At 56.5% G+C, this 18,479-nt stretch carries 22 protein-coding genes; 9 read left to right on the top strand and 13 right to left on the bottom strand.

The window, feature by feature from the left end:
- The first annotated feature begins 44 nt into the window (after positions 1–44).
- Positions 45–698 carry a CRISPR-associated CARF protein Csa3 gene (gene csa3 / locus C450_RS05240; protein WP_005040990.1) on the top strand — a complete coding sequence of 218 codons (654 nt, stop codon included), beginning with the start codon at positions 45–47 and terminating at the stop codon, positions 696–698.
- A 69-nt stretch (positions 699–767) separates the two neighbouring features.
- Here csa3 and C450_RS05235 read toward each other — a convergent pair whose 3' ends face one another.
- Genes C450_RS05235 through C450_RS05225 form a run of 3 tightly spaced genes read right to left on the bottom strand, consistent with a single transcriptional unit; the run spans position 768 to position 3,858 of the window.
- Complete coding sequence (locus C450_RS05235; RefSeq protein ID WP_005040986.1) at positions 768–1,922, bottom strand: BREX system ATP-binding domain-containing protein; 1,155 nt, start codon at positions 1,920–1,922, stop codon at positions 768–770.
- A complete protein-coding gene (locus C450_RS05230) occupies positions 1,919–2,821 on the bottom strand; it encodes a hypothetical protein (RefSeq protein WP_049909862.1) in 903 nt (300 codons plus the stop codon). The genes C450_RS05235 and C450_RS05230 overlap by 4 nt, the downstream gene beginning before the upstream one ends.
- 2 nt (positions 2,822–2,823) lie before the next feature.
- The gene (locus C450_RS05225) at positions 2,824–3,858 is read right to left on the bottom strand and encodes a tRNA-guanine transglycosylase (RefSeq protein WP_080510266.1); all 1,035 of its coding nucleotides are present in this window, start codon (positions 3,856–3,858) and stop codon (positions 2,824–2,826) included.
- Positions 3,859–3,951: 93 nt separating this feature from the next.
- On the opposite strand from C450_RS05225, the gene C450_RS05220 reads away from it, so the two are divergent.
- A complete protein-coding gene (locus C450_RS05220; protein ID WP_152424414.1) occupies positions 3,952–4,260 on the top strand; it encodes a winged helix-turn-helix transcriptional regulator in 309 nt (102 codons plus the stop codon).
- On the opposite strand, the gene C450_RS05215 is transcribed toward C450_RS05220, so the two are convergent.
- Both C450_RS05215 and C450_RS05210 read right to left on the bottom strand, forming a co-directional pair.
- Positions 4,257–4,964: a hypothetical protein gene (locus tag C450_RS05215; protein ID WP_005040978.1), complete on the bottom strand. Its 708-nt coding sequence runs from the start codon at positions 4,962–4,964 to the stop codon at positions 4,257–4,259. The two genes, C450_RS05220 and C450_RS05215, sit on opposite strands and share 4 nt — an antisense overlap.
- A gap of 2 nt (positions 4,965–4,966) precedes the next feature.
- The gene (locus tag C450_RS05210) at positions 4,967–6,853 is read right to left on the bottom strand and encodes a queuine tRNA-ribosyltransferase tRNA-guanine transglycosylase (protein WP_152424413.1); all 1,887 of its coding nucleotides are present in this window, start codon (positions 6,851–6,853) and stop codon (positions 4,967–4,969) included.
- Positions 6,854–7,305: 452 nt separating this feature from the next.
- On the opposite strand from C450_RS05210, the gene C450_RS05205 reads away from it, so the two are divergent.
- A complete protein-coding gene (locus C450_RS05205; RefSeq protein WP_005040974.1) occupies positions 7,306–7,605 on the top strand; it encodes a hypothetical protein in 300 nt (99 codons plus the stop codon).
- A 7-nt stretch (positions 7,606–7,612) separates the two neighbouring features.
- Here the strand turns inward: C450_RS05205 and C450_RS05200 are convergent, their stop codons facing one another.
- The 5 genes from C450_RS05200 to C450_RS21465 form a co-directional block, all read right to left on the bottom strand.
- Positions 7,613–8,299, bottom strand: a complete 687-nt coding sequence (locus tag C450_RS05200; protein WP_005040972.1) for a 7-cyano-7-deazaguanine synthase — start codon at positions 8,297–8,299, stop codon at positions 7,613–7,615.
- Positions 8,300–8,393: 94 nt separating this feature from the next.
- Positions 8,394–9,173: a 7-carboxy-7-deazaguanine synthase QueE gene (locus C450_RS05195; protein ID WP_049909869.1), complete on the bottom strand. Its 780-nt coding sequence runs from the start codon at positions 9,171–9,173 to the stop codon at positions 8,394–8,396.
- A 1-nt stretch (position 9,174) separates the two neighbouring features.
- On the bottom strand, positions 9,175–9,642 hold the full coding sequence (locus tag C450_RS20640; protein ID WP_005040968.1) for a 6-pyruvoyl trahydropterin synthase family protein: 468 nt from the start codon (positions 9,640–9,642) through the stop codon (positions 9,175–9,177).
- Between the two features lie 101 nt (positions 9,643–9,743).
- Positions 9,744–9,920, bottom strand: coding sequence for a ribbon-helix-helix domain-containing protein (locus tag C450_RS20635; protein ID WP_005040965.1), 177 nt, complete (start codon positions 9,918–9,920; stop codon positions 9,744–9,746).
- Positions 9,921–10,209: 289 nt separating this feature from the next.
- Entirely contained in the window at positions 10,210–10,587 is a 378-nt protein-coding gene (locus C450_RS21465; RefSeq protein ID WP_152424412.1) for a hypothetical protein, read from the bottom strand.
- Between the two features lie 286 nt (positions 10,588–10,873).
- On the opposite strand from C450_RS21465, the gene C450_RS22545 reads away from it, so the two are divergent.
- From C450_RS22545 to C450_RS05165, 4 genes are all read left to right on the top strand, one after another.
- On the top strand, positions 10,874–11,149 hold the full coding sequence (locus tag C450_RS22545) for a hypothetical protein (RefSeq protein WP_005040961.1): 276 nt from the start codon (positions 10,874–10,876) through the stop codon (positions 11,147–11,149).
- Between the two features lie 188 nt (positions 11,150–11,337).
- Complete coding sequence (locus tag C450_RS05175) at positions 11,338–12,078, top strand: class I SAM-dependent methyltransferase (protein ID WP_005040957.1); 741 nt, start codon at positions 11,338–11,340, stop codon at positions 12,076–12,078.
- A gap of 195 nt (positions 12,079–12,273) precedes the next feature.
- On the top strand, positions 12,274–12,648 hold the full coding sequence (locus C450_RS05170) for a DUF6516 family protein (RefSeq protein WP_005040956.1): 375 nt from the start codon (positions 12,274–12,276) through the stop codon (positions 12,646–12,648).
- Positions 12,645–13,097, top strand: a complete 453-nt coding sequence (locus C450_RS05165; protein WP_005040955.1) for an HVO_A0114 family putative DNA-binding protein — start codon at positions 12,645–12,647, stop codon at positions 13,095–13,097. The genes C450_RS05170 and C450_RS05165 overlap by 4 nt, the downstream gene beginning before the upstream one ends.
- A gap of 17 nt (positions 13,098–13,114) precedes the next feature.
- On the opposite strand, the gene C450_RS05160 is transcribed toward C450_RS05165, so the two are convergent.
- Together C450_RS05160 and C450_RS05155 are read right to left on the bottom strand one after the other, a co-directional pair.
- Entirely contained in the window at positions 13,115–13,852 is a 738-nt protein-coding gene (locus C450_RS05160; protein WP_005040952.1) for a recombinase family protein, read from the bottom strand.
- 168 nt (positions 13,853–14,020) lie between these two features.
- A complete protein-coding gene (locus C450_RS05155; RefSeq protein WP_005040949.1) occupies positions 14,021–15,073 on the bottom strand; it encodes a PQQ-binding-like beta-propeller repeat protein in 1,053 nt (350 codons plus the stop codon).
- Positions 15,074–15,708: 635 nt separating this feature from the next.
- Between C450_RS05155 and C450_RS21460 the strand changes: the two genes are divergently transcribed.
- Positions 15,709–16,695: a DUF7282 domain-containing protein gene (locus C450_RS21460; RefSeq protein ID WP_161606940.1), complete on the top strand. Its 987-nt coding sequence runs from the start codon at positions 15,709–15,711 to the stop codon at positions 16,693–16,695.
- 82 nt (positions 16,696–16,777) lie between these two features.
- Here the strand turns inward: C450_RS21460 and C450_RS05150 are convergent, their stop codons facing one another.
- Positions 16,778–17,047 carry a hypothetical protein gene (locus C450_RS05150; RefSeq protein ID WP_005040945.1) on the bottom strand — a complete coding sequence of 90 codons (270 nt, stop codon included), beginning with the start codon at positions 17,045–17,047 and terminating at the stop codon, positions 16,778–16,780.
- 276 nt (positions 17,048–17,323) lie between these two features.
- On the opposite strand from C450_RS05150, the gene C450_RS05145 reads away from it, so the two are divergent.
- Positions 17,324–18,322, top strand: coding sequence for a hypothetical protein (locus C450_RS05145; RefSeq protein WP_005040942.1), 999 nt, complete (start codon positions 17,324–17,326; stop codon positions 18,320–18,322).
- The last annotated feature ends 157 nt before the right edge of the window (positions 18,323–18,479 follow it).

The raw sequence follows: 18,479 nt of genomic DNA, 5'->3' as shown, positions 1-18,479 counted from the left end.
GTTGAAGCGGAACAGTAACGACCATCCGAAGGAGTAGCAAAAACATGCGCACCTATCTAGCGCCACTTGGTTTCGACAGTCGACGTGTAGTACGGCCAGTTTTAAGCGAAGGTCTTGACACCGGCGACCACATCCTGTTGTTACAACCCGCTACCGGATCAGATCAAGGAGATAGCGCGCTCGAGGAGGTAGAGGACATCCTTACACAGGTCGTTCCCGATCTCGACCCAGTAGCTGAAACCTTACCCTACTCGGATTTCGTAGAAACGACGCTACACTGTGCCGACCTCATACAGGCGTCTGACGGCGAGACAATTGTCATTCTTGGTGGAGGTGCACGAGAATTACTTCTCCCTCTGACCATCGCGACGTTCACCGCTACAGATGATGTGGACACCATCCTTCAGATAGGAGATATCGACAGCAGCGTTCGACGGCTCCCTCAGCTGAACCTCCGAGGGAACGTTTCAGACGCCGAGGCAGGGTTGCTAGCAGATCTAGGTATGCTGGATACGCCACTTTCCATCACCGAAATAGCAGACGGATTGGACAAATCAAAGAGCACGATAGCCCGCCATGTCAGTAGCCTTGAATCCGAGGGATTCGTCTCGGCCAGCAAGAACGGTCGGTTGAAGAATGTCTCGATAACCGACAGCGGGCGGGTATTCCTGAAAACGTGGCACCGACCGCAGATCTGACGGTGGGATTTTCGCTGGGGTTAGAAATGGATTATGGCAGTCTTCATCACCTTCGCCGTTTAGCGCACATCATATTTCTTCCTGTATGAAATCGGCGTCGATCCTCGATCGCTCTTCGTCGACTGCCGCATCGAGTACCCGGCTACACACAGAGAGAACCTGTCGGATGTTCCCCTGTGATCGCTGGTGTATTATTGAGAGACTCTCTTCGGTGAATGGATCAACACCCCCTGTTCCATTTGTCCGTGCGGGAGCAATATACGTTGACACCAATTTGTTGATATGGTCGTCGGTTAGTGGTCGCAGGGCCACTTCTTGCCCAATACGCTCAGAGAACGCGTGGTACTCGCTCATTACGTCCTGCCAGACCTCCGGTGCACACCCAAAGAGCATACAGAGACCATGACTGTTCTGGTCCATCAAGTGACGGATGCTGTTCAGCGTCGCTTGTTCGGCTTTCGCGCTGAGTCGAGCAATGCTCTCGAACTCATCAACGAAAACGAAAACACCTGTATAACCGAGATCAAGCAGGAGGTTCTTCAGCGCCGTGAACGCTCGGACACTGGTAGTATCGTCGTCGAGTGCACTATGGATCTCCATTTCTTTGCGCTGCTCATAGCGAATGCCCTCGGCAGTGAGCCACTGCCACGCGTAGAGGTTCGTATCCTCGTACACCATATGTACGATCGCACGAGCGAAGTCAGCGAACTTCGTCACGTTGTTGAGTTGCTGGACAGCCTCCGGAACCAGTTCCGATAGTAATACTTCACCGTCATCGATTAGTTGCTCTACCGTGCTTGCGTCCGTTGGATTGCAATCGGTGGTGTTGCGGGCCACCTGAGCGAGGTACTCGTAAGCGAGCGTCTGAATGCGGTCGAACCCGAGATCGTAGACGAACTCGTGATAGATATCGCGGAAACCTTCGCCCGGCTGGGCGACGTAGCCGACGACGACATCCTCACGGTCGCGCACGAGCGAGCGTGTGTACTTGAGCGTGTGTGACTTCCCATTTCCGTACTTTGCGGTGACAACGAGATGCTTCGACTTCCCGGTCGAGAGCATCGTCGAGACGGTGTCGCTGATGGCTCTCGTGGCGTGCTCCTGCCCACAGTAGAGTGCTGGGTCGTTATCCGGAACTGGACTGTATGGGAAGGGATTCTCCTCTAAGCCGAATTGGGAGTAGTCGCGCTGTTCGTCCGTAATGCTGAATGTATCGTTGGTCATGTCTCTTTCTCCTGAGTAAAGGTGAGGTTGCGGTCGTAGACCGCGAGGTAGTAGTATTGTTTGCCGAACTGTTCGATACCGGCCATCACGCGCTCGGTGGATTGGTCGGTCGTGACGAGACCCTCCTTACTTCCGAGGTCGATCTCCTTGATGCCGAGCTGGGCCTCTTTCGCCCCCGTATCCATCGGCGCTCCCGAGAGTTCGATATGGCCAACGTTCTGCTGAGCAAGTCGTCTCAGCGCCTCGTCGAAGACACTTCGGGGGCAGCCATGACGTTCACAGAAGTGCTCTCGGAGCAACGGGATCGAGAGGTATCGTTGTCGGAGGTCGACGCCTGCCGTCTCTTCGAGATCGTCGTACACCGCGAGCAGCGCGAACGGGAAATTCGACGGTACTACGTTCCGCTCGACGGAGTAGTAGCCCCCCGTAAACGAATTCCGCTGAACAGTACCGAGGCGTTCAGCCCAGTCGCCCACGACCTCGACACTCGTTTGGTTGTACGAATGGTTGGTGAATTCTTCAAGCGATTCGAGTTCTTCGAGCACTGCTTCAAGCGAGGCAGGGGCAACGTTGTCGAGTGCTTCCAGAAACGCACTGTAGTGTGGGCTTTGCGTGGCGAGCACGTCACTCACCTTGGACCACTCCTCAGCACGAACCGCCTCAAGAAATCGATCGCCAATATGCGTACTCTCATACGTTTCGTCCTCATCCTCTTGCTGTTCCGATCCGAGCAGACCGATCCGCAGTGTCTCGAGAGTAGTTTCACGGGCGCGGCGGTGGGTCACATCAAGTGCCGATTTGATGTCCTCTAGCGTCCGTGGGCCATCCTCGCAGATATGGGACGTTTCCACGAGTCGCGCCAGCGTTACAGGTCGTATGGTTGGGCGTTCGTCGCTCATTATCACGTGAGTCTCCTGACCTGCTGTTTCGCCTGTCGGTACGCCCGTTTGGTGACCTCGTTACCCTGAAACCGTAGGTCGAGGTACGCCTCCACGTCCTCGTTGGCAGCAACCATGTAGCGGAAGCGTCGGAGTTCCATCGTGAGCGCCCAGAGATTGTGCTTCGTCAGGGCATTACGATCCTCACGCAACTCCGTAAACGGCGTGTCACGACAGACTGGGCACGAACACGGGAGGTACGAGAGTTCGGTGACGTGTTTGAGTTCCTGACCACCAAACCCTGGAACCAGATAATTCCGGTTTCCAGCGCTCCGGATAAATGCCGAGGAGTCGAAACTATCGACCCCCAGGTACAGCAGTAGGGGTTGGTATACTAACCCCCCCAATCCGTACACATGCAGGTGCTTGTCGGTCGCCCGTCTGGCCGCAAGTATTATACTTGTCACCTTTTTGTAATCTGTTCTGACCGGAACGAGACTCCCGAGCGCGTACCCGTCGAAATCGCCGTTACGCTCTAAGTACCGGACGTTGTTCTGTACCGTCTCCGGATCGAGACCATGGATACTGGCGAACAGTAATTCCTCACCGTCATGTTCGTCACTCGCTTCAACGGCATACTCCGCACTATCGGAGATGCGCCGCTGGTTTTCCCTGTCTCGGTTCTCTCGGGAGATGGGCCGATCTACCGTCCCGAGGATGTCCGCGCCGATCTGACGCTGTGTTTCGAGCGTCCGTGCTGGGGTAGTGTCGACGTCTCCCGCTTGGAAGTCGAACCCCCCACTGTCGGCGAAGATGACGGTTTCCTCTGGGATGTCCATCTCTTCACGGAGAGTAGCCCCGTTGAGGAGGCGATTCCACTGTGGATCACGTTGTCTGATCGCTCGTGCATTCACCATCGCTGTCCGAAGGTCCGGAATCGCATCGGCGTACGCTGGCGTGTTGTCGGAGGATCGTTTGCCGATGTTCCGAACCGGGAACAGGACGGGCGTCTTAATGCACCCGTGTGGCGTGTTGAGCGTTCGTTGTCTGTACAGCATGCGCGACGCGCTCGGGTAGCTCGGGCTCCGTGTTAAAGCTTTGTGTGGACAAAGCAATCACGGCGAGGAGGTACTGAGGACGGAGGATGTATAGTGAGCGGGGGCAACGCCAAGAGTATGCACTCCGCGGTCGACGAAGTAGTCTGTCCGAAGCGGTCGCTGGAGATCTTAGACTATCTCAGCGAACACGACGAATCGAACTTCAGTACGATTGAGGATGCTGTGCCGACATCGAGCGATGTAGTGACTGAGCGATTGGAAACGCTCCAAGAGTACGGGTTAGTTGAGCGCGAAGAGCGGAGTTCACGCAACGTCCGGTATTCGCTCACTCAGGATGGGGAAACGTTTCTCACCCATCTCGAAGAAGTAGATGAGTTTCTCCAAAACTCCCGCGGCGACTAGTCGTACGAACCGAGTCCGGACTGGCGTGTTGGTTCCGTCGTACAGTACTCGACGACTTCCGTGAAAGAATCGATCGTTGTACCCTCCGCCCTGTGTGCGGCAAATTGCTTTAGATACTGTCCTTTTAGTCCAATAACGGTACTTCCCTGTTCTTTCGCCTCGGCCGTTCGTGCGGGGATGGAAATGACATTTGGCCGTTGCTCGGCGTCGGCTTCACGATTGAACAGCACGACCATCGTCGAGTCGGAGAATGTATCAAGCAGTCGGGAGAGGTCGAGTGCCTCGTAGTAGTCACTCCCGAGTGCAAGGAAGACGAGATCGTAGGCGGGGTCGTCGTCTAGTCGATTGAGCAGGTCGCTCTGGATCTCTAGTTCCGAGGATCGCTCGTGGACGCTCTCAGTATCGTAGTCTTGGAACGTCACTTCGTAGGGCGGGAGTTCGGTCGCCTCACCAACGAAACCGAATCCTGCACTGATATAATAGCGATCAACGGTGTCTCCGGACTCCCGAAGACGATCAACGGCTACGTCGATATACTGCTGTTGACGGCCAGTATAGAGGTCGTGAGCGGAATAGGTCGGCGTCCGTTCCCGCTCACGGAGTTCGGGGAGGGAGAAATCGTCGATGGTCTCGGCGTCAAACGAGTCGAACCATTCGGGCGATTGCTTCGATCCCGAACACTGGTCGACGACGAGTACACGCATCCTCAAAACTCAGTAAGACCCGACTGCTGAAGATGTTTCGGGAGGAACGATTCTTGGTAGCCCAGACGACTGAGCACGGCGCTGCGTAGTTCGCTAGGTTCCTCGTGGACGTGGACTGTGCAGTCTGTCTCTTCGAGGGCCGAGCGAACCTTCTCAGGAAGCGTCCAATCGCTTCCATCGACGTAGAGGTCCTGATACCGCTCACAGACGGTCGCAAGCTCGTCCGCCATCCAATCCATATCGAGTGAGATCGTCGTCGGTGGATCGTCCCACCACTCTTGGACCCCATCGGCGGTGGCGACGCCGATCTCTGCGACGGGCAGGTCATGAACGTGCGTCCAGAGCGTTTCGTGTTCATCCCGGAGATATTCTTCGCCAGTATCGCTCCGTGAAAGCGCACTGCTCCCACGGGTGATGACCAGCACCTTCGGCAAGGCACGCTCGAACTGATCGTAGAAGCGTTGCGTGTTGTGGAACCCACGTCGGCGGTTGCGATTGTTCCCACGCCAGATGGCGACTTCAATGCCATGTTCACGACAAATAGTACAGTCACACTCCCTCCAGGGTTCGGCCCGGAGGACGCGCTCGTAGGAATCAAGATTGTTCCCGTCTCCGACGAACTCGGCATACGTTTCGAGGAGTACCCAGAGTTGGTCAAACGTTCCGACCGTCCCAGTGTTTGTCTCGCGGCGCTCGATAGTGTCGATCTTCGTCGGGGCGCGACCCTCGATTACCTCAGTGGCCGTCTTGATGAGATTCTTGTACGCAGTGAACGAAAGGGGATTCTCGGAGCCGTCGTCGCGGAGGAGTTTGATGAGTCGAGTCCGGAAGTCATCACTGAAATTGGCTTTGAGTTCACGTCCGTATTCGTAGTGATCACGGAAGGAACTCGTGATAGGCCGAAGCGTCGTCTCGTCGAACTGGGCGTCGTGCCGGTGCTCACGGATATACATGGGGAGATTGGCAAGGGCTGTGAGCGCAGTATCCTGCCATGAACGGAGGGCGTCGACGATCGACTCGTCCTTATCGAACGCCCGGAGCGCAATAAGTAGTTCCTGAGCGCGAAGTGCCCACTCGATACTGGTTTCGAGGTCTGCACTGTACGGCGGGTATCGTACTCGAATCGCATCGAACCGTCGAGTGCTGTCGAGGTGATAGTTATCGCCACCGGTCCACGCCGCACGGAGCATACTGGCGCTGTCGAAACTCGCCATGCCAGCACGGCCGATCGTATCGAACGCGCCGGTCTTGGCGAACCCGAACACGTGGGTATCGATTCGCGTACGATACGTTCGCTCGTGATGTTTGACCGCGTTCCCGACCGCAGAGACTGTGCGTTTGACGGCATCTTCGCTGCTTCCGGCAACTCCACCGATACCGATGTACTGGTACCCCAAGTCAAGCACGTCCTCAACGGCTCTCTCGTAGGAGTCAGGGTCCCACCCTTGGATGGCGACCATTAGTCGGAAGGAATAGTCACCATCTTGGTAAAAATCCTGCATCTCGGCGGCGTTGTCGAGAGTCAACTCGTACCGGAAGGCCATATCGTCATCTCGATACACTGCCCGAGGATCATCTTTGAGTCGCGTGAGAACGTCTTGTTTCTCTCCCTCGAAATCAGCAGCGCGGAAGCTGTCGACTTCGCTATCAGCAGTATCTCGGAGTGTAGAGTCGTACTCAGCAACGTAGTCTGGCCACTCGTCCGGCCAAGTGTCGGTCATCACGTCAGTATCACTCTCGGCCAACCATTCCGGGAGATCACTGGTGGTAAACTCGTCGCCGAGGGCACGATCATCAAGATAGAGTCGGCTGGTATGTCCGGAGCCTAGGACGAGATGATCAATTGTGACCCCGACATCAACCTCAAGCGTCTCGTAGAACTCCAGCATGTCCCAATTCCCGTACGGTGGAAAAGGGAGTTGCTTGTAACCCCATGCCCCACAGTCACTGATCGTGGGGAGCCACTCCGGGAGATCGAGGCGTGGATCATCGTAAACACCGTGTGAAGTGATACGGTCGAACTTTGTGGGCGAGTCCTCAACTTGTTCGCGAGAAATGAGGACACCATCGATCGGTATCGACTCGCGATCGAAGACATCCCAGATGTATGCGAGGTCACGGTCTGCAGGAGAAAGGTCCGAGTGCTCATCATGGACGAAATCGTACGCCGCGTCTACGTGGTCGTCCCACTCAGGGACATAGAAGCGCACCGTTGTTAGTCACCGATAGCGGGTTGCCACGTCTGGTATATGAAGGTGCTCAATCTACAGCGGTGGTATTCGTTAGAGACAGATGGCGATGAGCAGCTACGCCTAAGTGTAGTGGCGTACAATCCGAGATCATGCCCGTCATCACCTCCGATCGCGTCCTCGAAAACGTAGAGCACATCTTGTCAAGTGGATCTGGCGTGCTGGATTTTGCTGTGAGCGGCGAGGATGAGTACTATACATGGTGGGGAACAGAAAAATCGAACTGGGAAATCAGCGGTGTGGGCCACATCGAAAACGCTGAGGAAGACAGAATGGCCATCTATCCCATTGGAGATGCATTCTATTGCGAAATCTCAGCCGACGGGGAGGAGTTCAATACCGGTCCCGTGAAATGTGTATCAGAAGAATCGAAAGAGTCGGCATCTGTATAATCGCTATTTATGTGAGTGGATCGGAGATGCCAGCCTTTTCGAACGCTTCCTCCCGCTCGATACATGCAGGACATTCTCCACAGGGGTCTCCATTCTCGTCGTTGTAGCAACTGAATGTGACTTTCCAGTCGACCTCCAAGCGCTCGCCAAGTTGCAGCACTTCCGGCTTCGAGTGGTTGATGATCGGTGTATTGATTCGAATCATGTGTTGGTCAGTCGACTTGTTGATCGCATTCTCAGCGACTTCAAGAAACGTTGGACGACAGTCCGGGTAGTCCTCTCCATCGTTTTGTTGGGCACCGTGATAAAGAACAATATCTTCACCAGTCTCGGAATTGTGTTCGGCGATCGCAGCAGCAGTTGTGAGGAAATGGAGGTTTCGTTGTGGAACGTATCCGACGCTGTGGTCATCGTCGGTCGTGTGCTCGCGGTCGTACTCTTTGTCCTCGATTGTTCCTTCGGCGAATTCGCTGAATACAGCGCGATAATTGCAGGTGTAGAGAGGTATATCGAGACCATCTGCCTGCTTCTCTGCGTTGGCACGTTCGATGTCTTCGGTTTGCTGGCCATAGTCGATATGGATAGCTGCGACGCTATCGTGCTCTTCAGACGCTTTCTTCAAACAAACGGCCGAGTCGATACCACCTGAGAGGAGAACGAATGCCTTCGATTCGCTGGAATTGTTGTCGTGCATTGTCGGAGTGTGTCTGTTATTCATTCACCGTGCGCGAACTGGTCGAAATAGACGACCGGCATGCATTTTTCACCCGATTATTTACCATTCTGTCTCACCTTCCCGCTTCGTCGTTCCAGAGGTTCACGTGCAGGCGTGGAGTGTATCGATACCCATGTTCCATCGCGAGGTCGGCAACCTGTGCACGCTTCTGTGCGATTTCGGCCTCAGTCTGTCCTTCCGGCATGAGCAAAACGTCCTTGTTTCGCACGCGAGCACTTGTCTGCTGACGAATACGCTCGATAATGTCATTAAGCTCCTTAATGTCCGCTGAAGAGGTAACAACGAACTTGAGTTGAAACGGGTAGTTCTCAACCAGGTGCATCAGCGCCGTCATATCGATCCGGCGCTCTTCGTGCTCTTCACTCCATTCGCCATCGCCTTTCGGATCTTTCGATGCTGTGGGTGTACTGCTAGAGAGTTTCGGGCTGATGCTTGCGAGATCAATTGCCGCATCTGGGCAGATTGTTCCGTTCGTTTCAACTGTTATATGGTAACCCCTGCTGGCGAGGGTGTCGATGAGATTTGTCGTTTCGTCATGAATCAACGGTTCACCACCGGTGATAACGACGTGATCCGCTTTGGTGTGGGTAGAGACTTCTTCGATGATCTCTTCGGTGCTCATCCATGCGTGTGTGGGTTCCCAAGACGTATGATACGAATCGCAAAACCAACAGCGAAGATTACAGCCACTTGTACGAACAAAAACTGACGGGATACCCGCGAGTTTACCCTCTCCTTGCATCGAATAAAAGAGTTCGTTGATTGGGAGACTCTCTGTTCCGGATCCATCCTGTGGTCTCTCGGTCGTATCGACTTCTGAACTGACCGGCATACTATCGTGAGGGGTGCGTCCCCAGTTCGCTTGTCTCACGCACCTCAACATCCACTTCATTAACCGATGCAGGTAATCGGTCTCGTAACCTGTTTTCGAGAATAATACCCATCACCTCAGCCGTGGGTGGATGGTCGAGAACGACAGTGGCATCGCTATCGCCGCTTTGTTCGAACGCGTCGATGAGTGGGTCACCACGTTCGAGCAGAAATCGGTGATCCCACTCCTCAACGATATCGGTCACAGTACCTTTGTCGACGACCCACCCCTCTTCTCGGAGTGTTCCAGTAACCGTGACAGCAATTTTGTAGTTGTGTCCATGAGGGCGGCTACACTTTCCCTCGTGATGGAGAATCCGATGTCCAGTGCTAATACGGATCGGACGGTCTCGTCCAATCGAAAGCACCCGTGATTCATCTGAGAGTGTTACGTCACGTAGTCCATCTTCCTTGGCTACACTCTGGGGCATACTGGGGTATGACTGGGAGAGGATTTAAAACTAATCTTCAGGCTGGAAGTGCTACAGAGATAATTGATCACGCATTCTGTTGGCGGATGGAAAACATAAACCTATTCTTCATTTTCGAGGCGACCATGTCGTTCGTCGATCTCATCCAGTATATCGAGAGTTTTTCGCATCGAGGCGCGGATTGCGTCGCTACGATTCACAAATTTACCATCGTCACCGATGTGTTCGTCAATATCGTTCATCAACTCCTCAGGGACCTCGACGCTGATTTTGGGCATATTACAGTATTATCTCTCACCAACTTAGTTCCTCTTGTGATGACGAGTATTGTACCTCACAAGATGACTGTTTAACATATGACCATTTTTGATTTCCGCGAAATTCAGTCATCAAAATACTAATACAACTGGCGGATTGCACCGTTCTTTCCCCCCAGTCGGCGACATACAACCGGCGTGACGGATTTTGTGCTTCAACACTAAGTCAAAATACTGGCAGCACTAATAATTCAGATAATCAACTTATTTTAAAAGAGCAGTCAAGGGCGGTATTGTGGGGATACTAGAGTCACGTCTCGGGAGTGATTTCCCTACTTGCTTCCGCGAGAACATCCTGCATGAGCGCACTATGTGCAAGTTGGGTGGCAGCCATCTGAACTGGAGTATCCTCTGTGATCGTTTCTAAAATCCTCTTTGAAGGGGTTTGTTCGGAGAATCGAAGCACATCATAGGGGGTACGCTTGAGCTTAAGTGTTTCAATTTTATCATCGATTTCCAGTTCGGTTTCTGACTCTATGCGACTCTCTGGAGTATCTGCTAAATCGCCTGTATGATCAGCATCAGCGGCCTGACCACTTGCTGAACGGATAGCATTCTCCGCAAGGCGTGATACCCATGCGGCATATTCAGAATCATCTTTGAGGCTATCCGGGAATTCGTCCACCATAGGCTTGTGTACAGATTGGTCGGACAAAAACCGTTGGTTTTGGAGGTTTCGACCCCCGTTTTTCCCTCTAACTATCGCAACTGCTCGTCAGACAAAGCAGCAGAGGAGTAGATTCAAAGTATACGGTTGACAGTATCCAGAAGGAACTCCTTCCTGAGCCCCGGTTCAGAACCCTTGAACTTGATACGCTGAGCAGAGGGACCAGAACGTCGTCCACCCAGCTACCCTCACCCGCGCGTCAGCCGACAGCTGTAATACCGCACCGAGGCCAGTATCCGAGTGAATCGTGAATCGCTCCCCGTCTGATCGAACTCTCAACGATCTCGCTGACGCCGTCGCCGACGAGTTCGAGGCCTACCGTCACTCGAACGGCTTCAACGAACTCTCGCTCGTCATCGACAACAGCGACCGGGAACGCTCAACCCTGGTCGTTCATATCGATCGAGAGCAAGCAGCCGAGCTCGCCGACCGCGTCGAAGCGTTCCTCCGCGATCACGGCGCACAGACCCAGCGTGAGCGCCACGCCGACACCGATATCCGCGTTCTCGCCACCCTCGAATAGCGACTCACGGGCTATTCTTCCAAGTCAGAAGCAATCAGCAGTGAATAGAACCGGGCGCGAGCGTCTCTCGTATCTTCACCTTGTCGCCAGAACCACTTGAATGACCAGCGGCCAGATGGCAGAACCCTGCCCAGCGATACCAGGGTACTGAAGAGGTCTCCCGGCCATTCGCACGGCACGGAGAATCGATGTACAACTTCGGGCTGTATCACTGGCGGCGACGGCTGCGAACCATCCTGACCGCACTCGCTGTGATCCTTCCCGCCGGGGTATGCCAGCGAACGAGTGAATCGCGGTGGATCCGTCTGGTCGCCACGGCGGCGATGTTCGGTGGGGCAGTCCATGGAGCGACGGCAGTGCGTCGGCTGCTGTCCCCACCTCCGTGGGCTCTCGACCGGGAACCATACGCCGCGCTTGCATCCGCGCTACCGTTCGCGGGGGCCGACCATGCGCTCGACATCGGGTGTGGCACCGGACGGTCGCTCGTCGGTCTCGCTCCCAGCGTGCCCGACTCGTGTACGTTGCTGGGGCTCGACGTGTTCGACGATCGCATCATCCTCGGGAACGGCGCGGCACTCGCGCGGCGCAACGGCCGCGCGGCGGGCGTCGACATTGCGCCCATCGTCGGCGGCGCATCTCGGCTTCCCGTGGCAACTGGCTCGCAGGACGTGGTGACTGCGTGTCGAGTGCTCCACGACCTTCCAGCGGCGGAGGTCGATCCGGCACTCCGCGAGGCCCATCACGTCTGTGCACCCGAGGGCACGCTCGGCGTACTCGAACTCCCGATCGTTCCCGGGGACACGACCGCAACCCCTGAGGAGTACTGGCCCGACCGCATCACTCAGGCGGGCTTCACCGTCACAAGGGTCGAACGAGTGGGGCGGGAGGGCCGCGCCGAGCCATACATCCTCGTCGGCGCTACGCCCTAATGGTGGCTTCTGGGATTATGGCGACGTCGGCGAGGCGCGTCAATCACCAATATTCGATGTGTCCGTTGCGATCGATCGGTGCGACGCCCTTTCGTCGACGCGTTCGATCGCACCACCCATTTCAATTATCGACTAGGTTCGTTGGTGTCCGCACCCACGAACTTAATACGTTGGCGTCCGCACCAACGATAGAGGATGGCCGATGATGAGAGCCCCGAGGTGGTCTATGAGAAACGGAAGGTGGTGCGAGCGGACGTACTCGTCCGATACAAGTTCATCTACCCTGCCGCTGTCGGACGATACCCGCCTGGGGCGTGTTGCGCGCTCCACTTCGGAGTCGCTGATCCGGCCGATCCGCCCGACGACACCGAGTGGCCGATCGGCCCGGAACAGGGCACGATGCTGCGCTACGACAACGACCACGGCGACGGAACCCATCATCGTCACATCGGCGGCGATCTCGACTCCGAGTACGAGTTTCCAGGGACAGTCGCAGCGGTTTGCGACCGATTCTTTCGAGAAACAGGAATCGAGCCGTTCGGCTCATCACCGGAGGACTACGACATATGACTGAGAACGACACCGAGAACGGACGTGAACAGGAGAGTGCGGAGCACGCTGGGTCGTATCCCGATTCCGTGCCCGACGAGTGGGCGCGGACGCTGCGTGTCACCGTTGAGTCCGAGGAGCAAAGCGACGAGAGTAGCACCGACTATCCGACGCTTTCGTTCCCGGATGTGGACACCGCGGCAGCGGTGTTCACCGACTCGACGCTCGCGCTCTTGCGCGCGTTGAATGTCCATGAACCGGCGAGCATTCGGGAAGCAGCACGGCTGGTCGACCGGGACAAGAAAAACGTCCATGACCAGCTCCGAAAGCTCGCTGCCCACGGTATCGTCGAGTTCGTCGAAGAGGGGAACGCTAAACGGCCGATCGTCGCCTACGATGAGATCGTCTTCGACTTCGCCGTTTCACTCGATTCTGAGATGGACCACACTGACGAACCTGCTGCCGCATAGTTCCACGTCCGCTGTCTTCAATCAGTCGTGTTTGTGAGCACTTGGTCAACGCGACCATCATCGGCCTCGGCGTCGAGATACCACGCGCGGCGATCCTCGTTCTTGTCGATACTCATGATGGTTGATCGACCGATGTTCGGCGTATCGGCTGCGACCGATCGGTAGGATTCGCCGTCGTCGACGCGCTCGATCGCGCTGCGCATCTCCAGGTAGCTGATCTCGCCGGCGTCTCGGTCAGCCTCGTGAATCAGTTGGAGGTAGCCGTCGTCGTCGCGGCGAAAGCCCTTCGGGACTCTGCCGAGCCACTTGCCCTCGCGTTGCGCGCGCGAGACGCCCGATTCGATCCGTTTGGTGAGCCGGCGTCGTTCCTCCTCGGCGACCGCTGCGGAGATGTCGGCGATGAGCTTTCCCGTCCCATCAGGGCGGACCTCCTCGACCCATCCGTCGGTGATCGCGACCGTGGTTCCAGCGTCCTCGCAGTGCTCGAAGAAGCGCTGGTAGATGCTACCGAGTCGTGCAAGCCGGGAGATCTCCCATACGACCACATACTCGTAGCTCTCGGATTGGATCGCGTCGACGAGTTCGGTGAACTGTTCGCGACCGGGATCGGCTCCCGACTGGGCGAGGTCGACGTACCGGTCGATCTCCGACGAATCAACCTCATGCTGCGATAGCCACTCGTCGATCGCATCGCGCTGGTGAGAGGTTTCCTGATCGTCGGTCGAGGCGCGAATGTAGGTGGCGTAGCGGGCCATTCTGAGGGCGTCTTTCTGACAGGGTGGATTGTATATAAAGAACGGGGGTTGCTGACAGTCTGTCAGTAGCCATGTGGTTATTGACAGGGGGGGGGGGTTGAGAAAGGGCTGGTTCCGATCCGACAATCGGTCCACACTATCATCGGCTGTGGCTGCCACACCAAATGGTCAAGCAGGCCCGAAGCCGTGAAACCCGTCATGAGCGCTTACATAGACGGCTCCAGCGACTGGCGTGACATGATGGATGTCCTGACCGATGGTGTCCTGAATCTGTACCTCTTCGGTCGTATGCGACCAGAGTTGGCCGCCGGACACATCCAGCGCGACGAGCGTGCCTCCATCGGTTGTGTAGAGAACCTCACCGACGCGGGCGACGGGCGAGCCGCTTCCGCCGATCATTCTCGATCGCTGGCCGCTGGCCGCATCGAGAGCTACCACGCCGTTTTCCCCTTCTGCGTAGACGATGTCGTCCGCGATAACGGGCGACCCATAACCTAGGTCCGGAAAGCTCTCGCGCCATTGCACGGAGCCATCGGCCGCGTCGACGGCGACCAGTTGGTCGTCCTCGCTGCGCCCGTGGGTGACGATATAGATGCTCCCGTTTGCAACCGCGGGTACCGTTCGTTCTCCTCCGACATCCGCAACGAAGTACAGCTGTTCACCGCTGGTGGCATCGACAGCATGGAGGCCCGCGCTGCTGGCGATGAACACGCGACCGGTTTCGACGGCTGGTGTCGTGTACGACCTGTTCCCCGTGTCGTACCGCCACTGCTCGTTACCTGTCGCAGCATCGAACGCTCGCAACTGCGGCGCGGTTGCCTCGAATCCGCCGCTGTTGACGAACACGGTCCCGTCGGACACTGCCGGTGGGGCCTGGATACCGTCCATTTCGGGGCCACGCCACACGACGGTGTTGCGGTCCGTGGCGAGGCAGAACGCCTCAATGAACGTCGTGACGAAAACACGGTCGCCGGCGACGGTCGGTGGTGGATTCACCCCATAGTCGACGAGTCGAGTTCGGGAGCGAACCTCGGCGGTCGCCGGATCGCGCCGTGTGAGCGTCCGATAGTCCTCGCCGTTGGTGACGGCGAAGAGCGTCTCGTCGGTGAGAGTGGCCGCGCCGGTGGGAGCGAGTCGCCAATACTGCTCTCCCTGCTTGAGCCCCGTTCCTTCGGGGTTGTATCCCGAGTTCGCCGCATCGAACCGAAAGGTCGGCCACACACCATTAGGGTCAAGTGCTGGCGATCCGGGCGGTGTCCGGGTTTCACGCTCGTCCGGTCCGGAGAGCAGCCCGTGCGTTGTGGATTCCGGTTCAGAAACTGTCGTTTGACTTGAGGGACCATTCGGTGTATGGGTTTTCGTCTCCGATGGAGAGGTTGCCGAGCGATCCGAGATTCTGGTCGACGTCTCGACTGGTGTGGTCGCCCTGTCGGTGGGTTCGGAGGTCGCCGCTGTCGTCGCTGAATTGTTATCTGACGTCCCGTTTCCCCCAGTTGAAGCGTCTGAGAGGCAGCCAGCGATGGCCGATCCAGCAGCGAGGGCGATGAGGAACCGCCGACGGTTCATGCGTGTTCGTTTGTTGCACTACTGCAAAAAGTGCTCGTAAGGCTAAACGTGCATTTGGTTCACAGACGGCAGCTAGATGGCTGATTTTCATTCGTCTACTCGACGCGCTTCGACACACGCTGTCCCCGCCACGGCGCAGGTAGGATACGTATGAAGCCGCTCCCCCTCGATCAGCCGTCGATCTCGACACCAGTGAAGACGCGATGCTCAACGGTGACATTCGCGGTCGAGAGGAGTTCGGCGAGATCGCGACGCGCAACCCCGTGCGGTCACGTCGGAACCGGAATTCAGTGACCTACCTCCAGAAAGCATTTATCATATTCGCAGTGACGAGAAGATACATGTCGTCCACCTCATCTCTCAGCGCGTGGTTCTTTCTAATTCTCCTTATACTTACCGTGGGTGCAATCCCAGCCACCCAGATCAGCACCGCAGCGGAGAACAACGCGACCACGAACACCTCCGCAGCGAATCAAACGATACAACAGAACGGAAGCTCGATCCAATTCGGTGATCAGCAGTCCGATGGAACGACTGTCATCGTAAAGTCAGCGACACTCCCCGAAGGTGGGTTCATCGTTATTCATGAAGCGATATCGAACACCGCAACACCTTCCAGTTCTAGCTCCAATCCCTCGCCTCCGACTTCAGAGACGATGATCGAACGCCGCTCGCCCACGACTACCGTCGGCAGTCCGCGAACGCCAGAGCAGCTCACTCCCCAACCGGTCGATGTAGCGAGTATCATTGGTGTCTCAGAGTACCTCGATCCCGGCACCCATCGAAATGTGACCGTTGACTTGTTCAACGTGTCCGGAAAAGAGTTTGACCGCTCCCAACTGACCGAGAGCCAAGATGTTGCAAGTGCGGAACTTCACCGCGACACGAACAACAACAACCGATTTGACTTTCTCACCTCGAATCGATCCACGGATACACCATACTATGTTCCATATCTGATGAGTGGAGACAGGGTGATCCAGAAAGGACCCATTATCGATAACGCAGTCATCGCAATCGGCGAAGACGTACGGGAAGCCCAGGGTCTCGGTCCGACACCCCGTGGAACGGCTGTGGCTGCAGGAGGAGCGGATGGATCGAACGGATCGGCACCGGTTGGATCGAACGGATCGACATCGGTTCAGACACGGGCAGATACTGGCGTTTCCACAGGCTCAGCGACCAGTGAAAGAACCAGGGGAAGCGGACCCGGCTTCGGCGTTCTCATTGCAATCGTTGCTATCCTGAGCACCCTCATTCTCACACAGCGTGTATAGGTAACCCCAGATTCTTTTCCCGTGTCAGTCGATAAGAGGGCACTATCAGCCGTAATGAACCCGAAACACTACGAGCCCCCGGTCACGCGTTCTCTCTTGTGACGATCCACAACGACGCCCCGCATCGTCGCTCGGTGTACCGTTCGACGATGAGCCCGCTCGACAGCGGCGACTCTGCCTCGATTCGCGGGAGGTACGAACCCACCATTGCGGGCGAGAGTTCCGAGTCAACCTCAACGACGTCCGCTGCCCGGAAGTATCGATAGCTGTTGTCGTGTTCATCCGCACTCAACAGGGCTGCGAGCGCGTCCTGAACGCGCTGCTGTCGCGAGTCCGATTCGGTGGCGGTCATCCCCTGTTCATCCCCCCTCCATGTCTCATTCATTCGCTGAATGTGACAGCGAGACCATTACTGTGAGGACAGTTAATTGTTCTTCTCCGCTGTTCGCTACCGATCACCGCCTCGACGTTATCGGCGTGATGAGGGCGGTGCTTGGAGTATTCCTGTTCGCGCCCCACCAACGAGCCGAGAACGACCAACCGTTCACATCGAAAGTGAACCGGACGACACGAACTGTTCACGCTGGAATACAAACTCTTACCCGCTGATTGCCCGGAGGAACTGGCCATGAGCCACGAATGCGATGACTGTGGCCAAGAGTTCGATACGCTCACACGCCTCCGCCTTCACGACTGTTCGTCGACGGAGGTATCCGAGGATACCACCGTTGATTCATCGAATACTGAGGACCTCACACCATCCGGAGAAACGGATTACAGGCCGGAAACCGTCGAACTCGCATCGCTTGACAAATTCCTCGAGAACGAGACAGACGCGACACCAGACAGCCTCGCTGAGGCGATGGCGACCTACGAGAGTGAATTGCAGTCCGCCAGCGAATCGGGTGCATCCGATAGATACTCCGGCATTCGAAACGGGTATCGACGACAACTCATCAGCGAACTCGACGCGGCGATCCAAGCCGAGGGCTGGACGGTTCTCGAAGAACTCCTCAACGCGTATCACCCGAACACGGCCGAGGGTTTCCCGCATGTGACCACGATTCTCCAGAACGTCACCGGGCGGAACTTCATTCGGACGCGACTCGCAGAGGGGGTGGAGACGATTCCCGTCGACGCGCTCGAATACCTCGAAACTATCCGCACCCAGGTTGGCGAGCAGCAGGATTACATCATCGAAGGCCTCCACCCATACGGTTGGGGCATCGGACACCCGGATATCGCTGTCGCAGAGCGGATCCACGAGCATGCATCCGACCATATCTTCTCGACAAGCCCCATGCTCGAACACGCGTTCTACGCCGATCAGCACATGGCCGTCGACCTCCTCGAATGGATGATCCACGACGACGCGGTTCAACACGAGATTACATACCGACTGGATGAGACGATCACCGAGGCACGCTACCTCTTGGATGGGCCCGCTGGAGCCGCCAGCGATCACTTCTGGCCCACCAGCCCACGGTACTGGGACTGGCACGACGACCTCGGATTCGACTTCGAACTAGAGGACGACGTAGAACACCGCATCCGGAACCTCGTCAGGGAAGAGGGCCTTGAGAACGATCTTCCACAGGACTGGGACATCACTGACCTCACGCTCTGACACGGATCACGACTGCGACCAGCAGTCTCGGAACTCGCTTTTGCGGGAGCGTTGGCGTCCCTTCGAGCAACATACGTCACAGATGGCACTCGCCAGGATTCGAGCCTCCTACTGCAGATCGTCGTGCTCCGAACCAGCTCCCAACGACAAGCATTTT

The sequence above is a fragment of the Halococcus salifodinae DSM 8989 genome, from assembly GCF_000336935.1.
Taxonomy (GTDB): domain Archaea; phylum Halobacteriota; class Halobacteria; order Halobacteriales; family Halococcaceae; genus Halococcus; species Halococcus salifodinae.
The sequence above is the reverse complement of the archived record's forward strand: the minus strand, read 5'-3'. Positions and strand labels throughout refer to the sequence as shown.

What these genes read in the sequence shown, in the direction of transcription:
- csa3 (WP_005040990.1), top strand. Translation starts at nt 45, where the DNA reads ATGCGCACCTATCTAGCGCCACTTGGTTTCGACAGTCGACGTGTAGTA.
- C450_RS05235 (WP_005040986.1), bottom strand. Translation starts at nt 1,922, where the DNA reads ATGACCAACGATACATTCAGCATTACGGACGAACAGCGCGACTACTCC.
- C450_RS05230 (WP_049909862.1), bottom strand. Translation starts at nt 2,821, where the DNA reads ATGAGCGACGAACGCCCAACCATACGACCTGTAACGCTGGCGCGACTC.
- C450_RS05225 (WP_080510266.1), bottom strand. Translation starts at nt 3,858, where the DNA reads ATGCTGTACAGACAACGAACGCTCAACACGCCACACGGGTGCATTAAG.
- C450_RS05215 (WP_005040978.1), bottom strand. Translation starts at nt 4,964, where the DNA reads ATGCGTGTACTCGTCGTCGACCAGTGTTCGGGATCGAAGCAATCGCCC.
- C450_RS05210 (WP_152424413.1), bottom strand. Translation starts at nt 6,853, where the DNA reads ATGCTGGAGTTCTACGAGACGCTTGAGGTTGATGTCGGGGTCACAATT.
- C450_RS05205 (WP_005040974.1), top strand. Translation starts at nt 7,306, where the DNA reads ATGCCCGTCATCACCTCCGATCGCGTCCTCGAAAACGTAGAGCACATC.
- C450_RS05200 (WP_005040972.1), bottom strand. Translation starts at nt 8,299, where the DNA reads ATGCACGACAACAATTCCAGCGAATCGAAGGCATTCGTTCTCCTCTCA.
- C450_RS05195 (WP_049909869.1), bottom strand. Translation starts at nt 9,173, where the DNA reads ATGCCGGTCAGTTCAGAAGTCGATACGACCGAGAGACCACAGGATGGA.
- C450_RS20640 (WP_005040968.1), bottom strand. Translation starts at nt 9,642, where the DNA reads ATGCCCCAGAGTGTAGCCAAGGAAGATGGACTACGTGACGTAACACTC.
- C450_RS20635 (WP_005040965.1), bottom strand. Translation starts at nt 9,920, where the DNA reads ATGCCCAAAATCAGCGTCGAGGTCCCTGAGGAGTTGATGAACGATATT.
- C450_RS21465 (WP_152424412.1), bottom strand. Translation starts at nt 10,587, where the DNA reads ATGGTGGACGAATTCCCGGATAGCCTCAAAGATGATTCTGAATATGCC.
- C450_RS05175 (WP_005040957.1), top strand. Translation starts at nt 11,338, where the DNA reads ATGTACAACTTCGGGCTGTATCACTGGCGGCGACGGCTGCGAACCATC.
- C450_RS05170 (WP_005040956.1), top strand. Translation starts at nt 12,274, where the DNA reads ATGGCCGATGATGAGAGCCCCGAGGTGGTCTATGAGAAACGGAAGGTG.
- C450_RS05165 (WP_005040955.1), top strand. Translation starts at nt 12,645, where the DNA reads ATGACTGAGAACGACACCGAGAACGGACGTGAACAGGAGAGTGCGGAG.
- C450_RS05160 (WP_005040952.1), bottom strand. Translation starts at nt 13,852, where the DNA reads ATGGCCCGCTACGCCACCTACATTCGCGCCTCGACCGACGATCAGGAA.
- C450_RS05150 (WP_005040945.1), bottom strand. Translation starts at nt 17,047, where the DNA reads ATGACCGCCACCGAATCGGACTCGCGACAGCAGCGCGTTCAGGACGCG.
- C450_RS05145 (WP_005040942.1), top strand. Translation starts at nt 17,324, where the DNA reads ATGAGCCACGAATGCGATGACTGTGGCCAAGAGTTCGATACGCTCACA.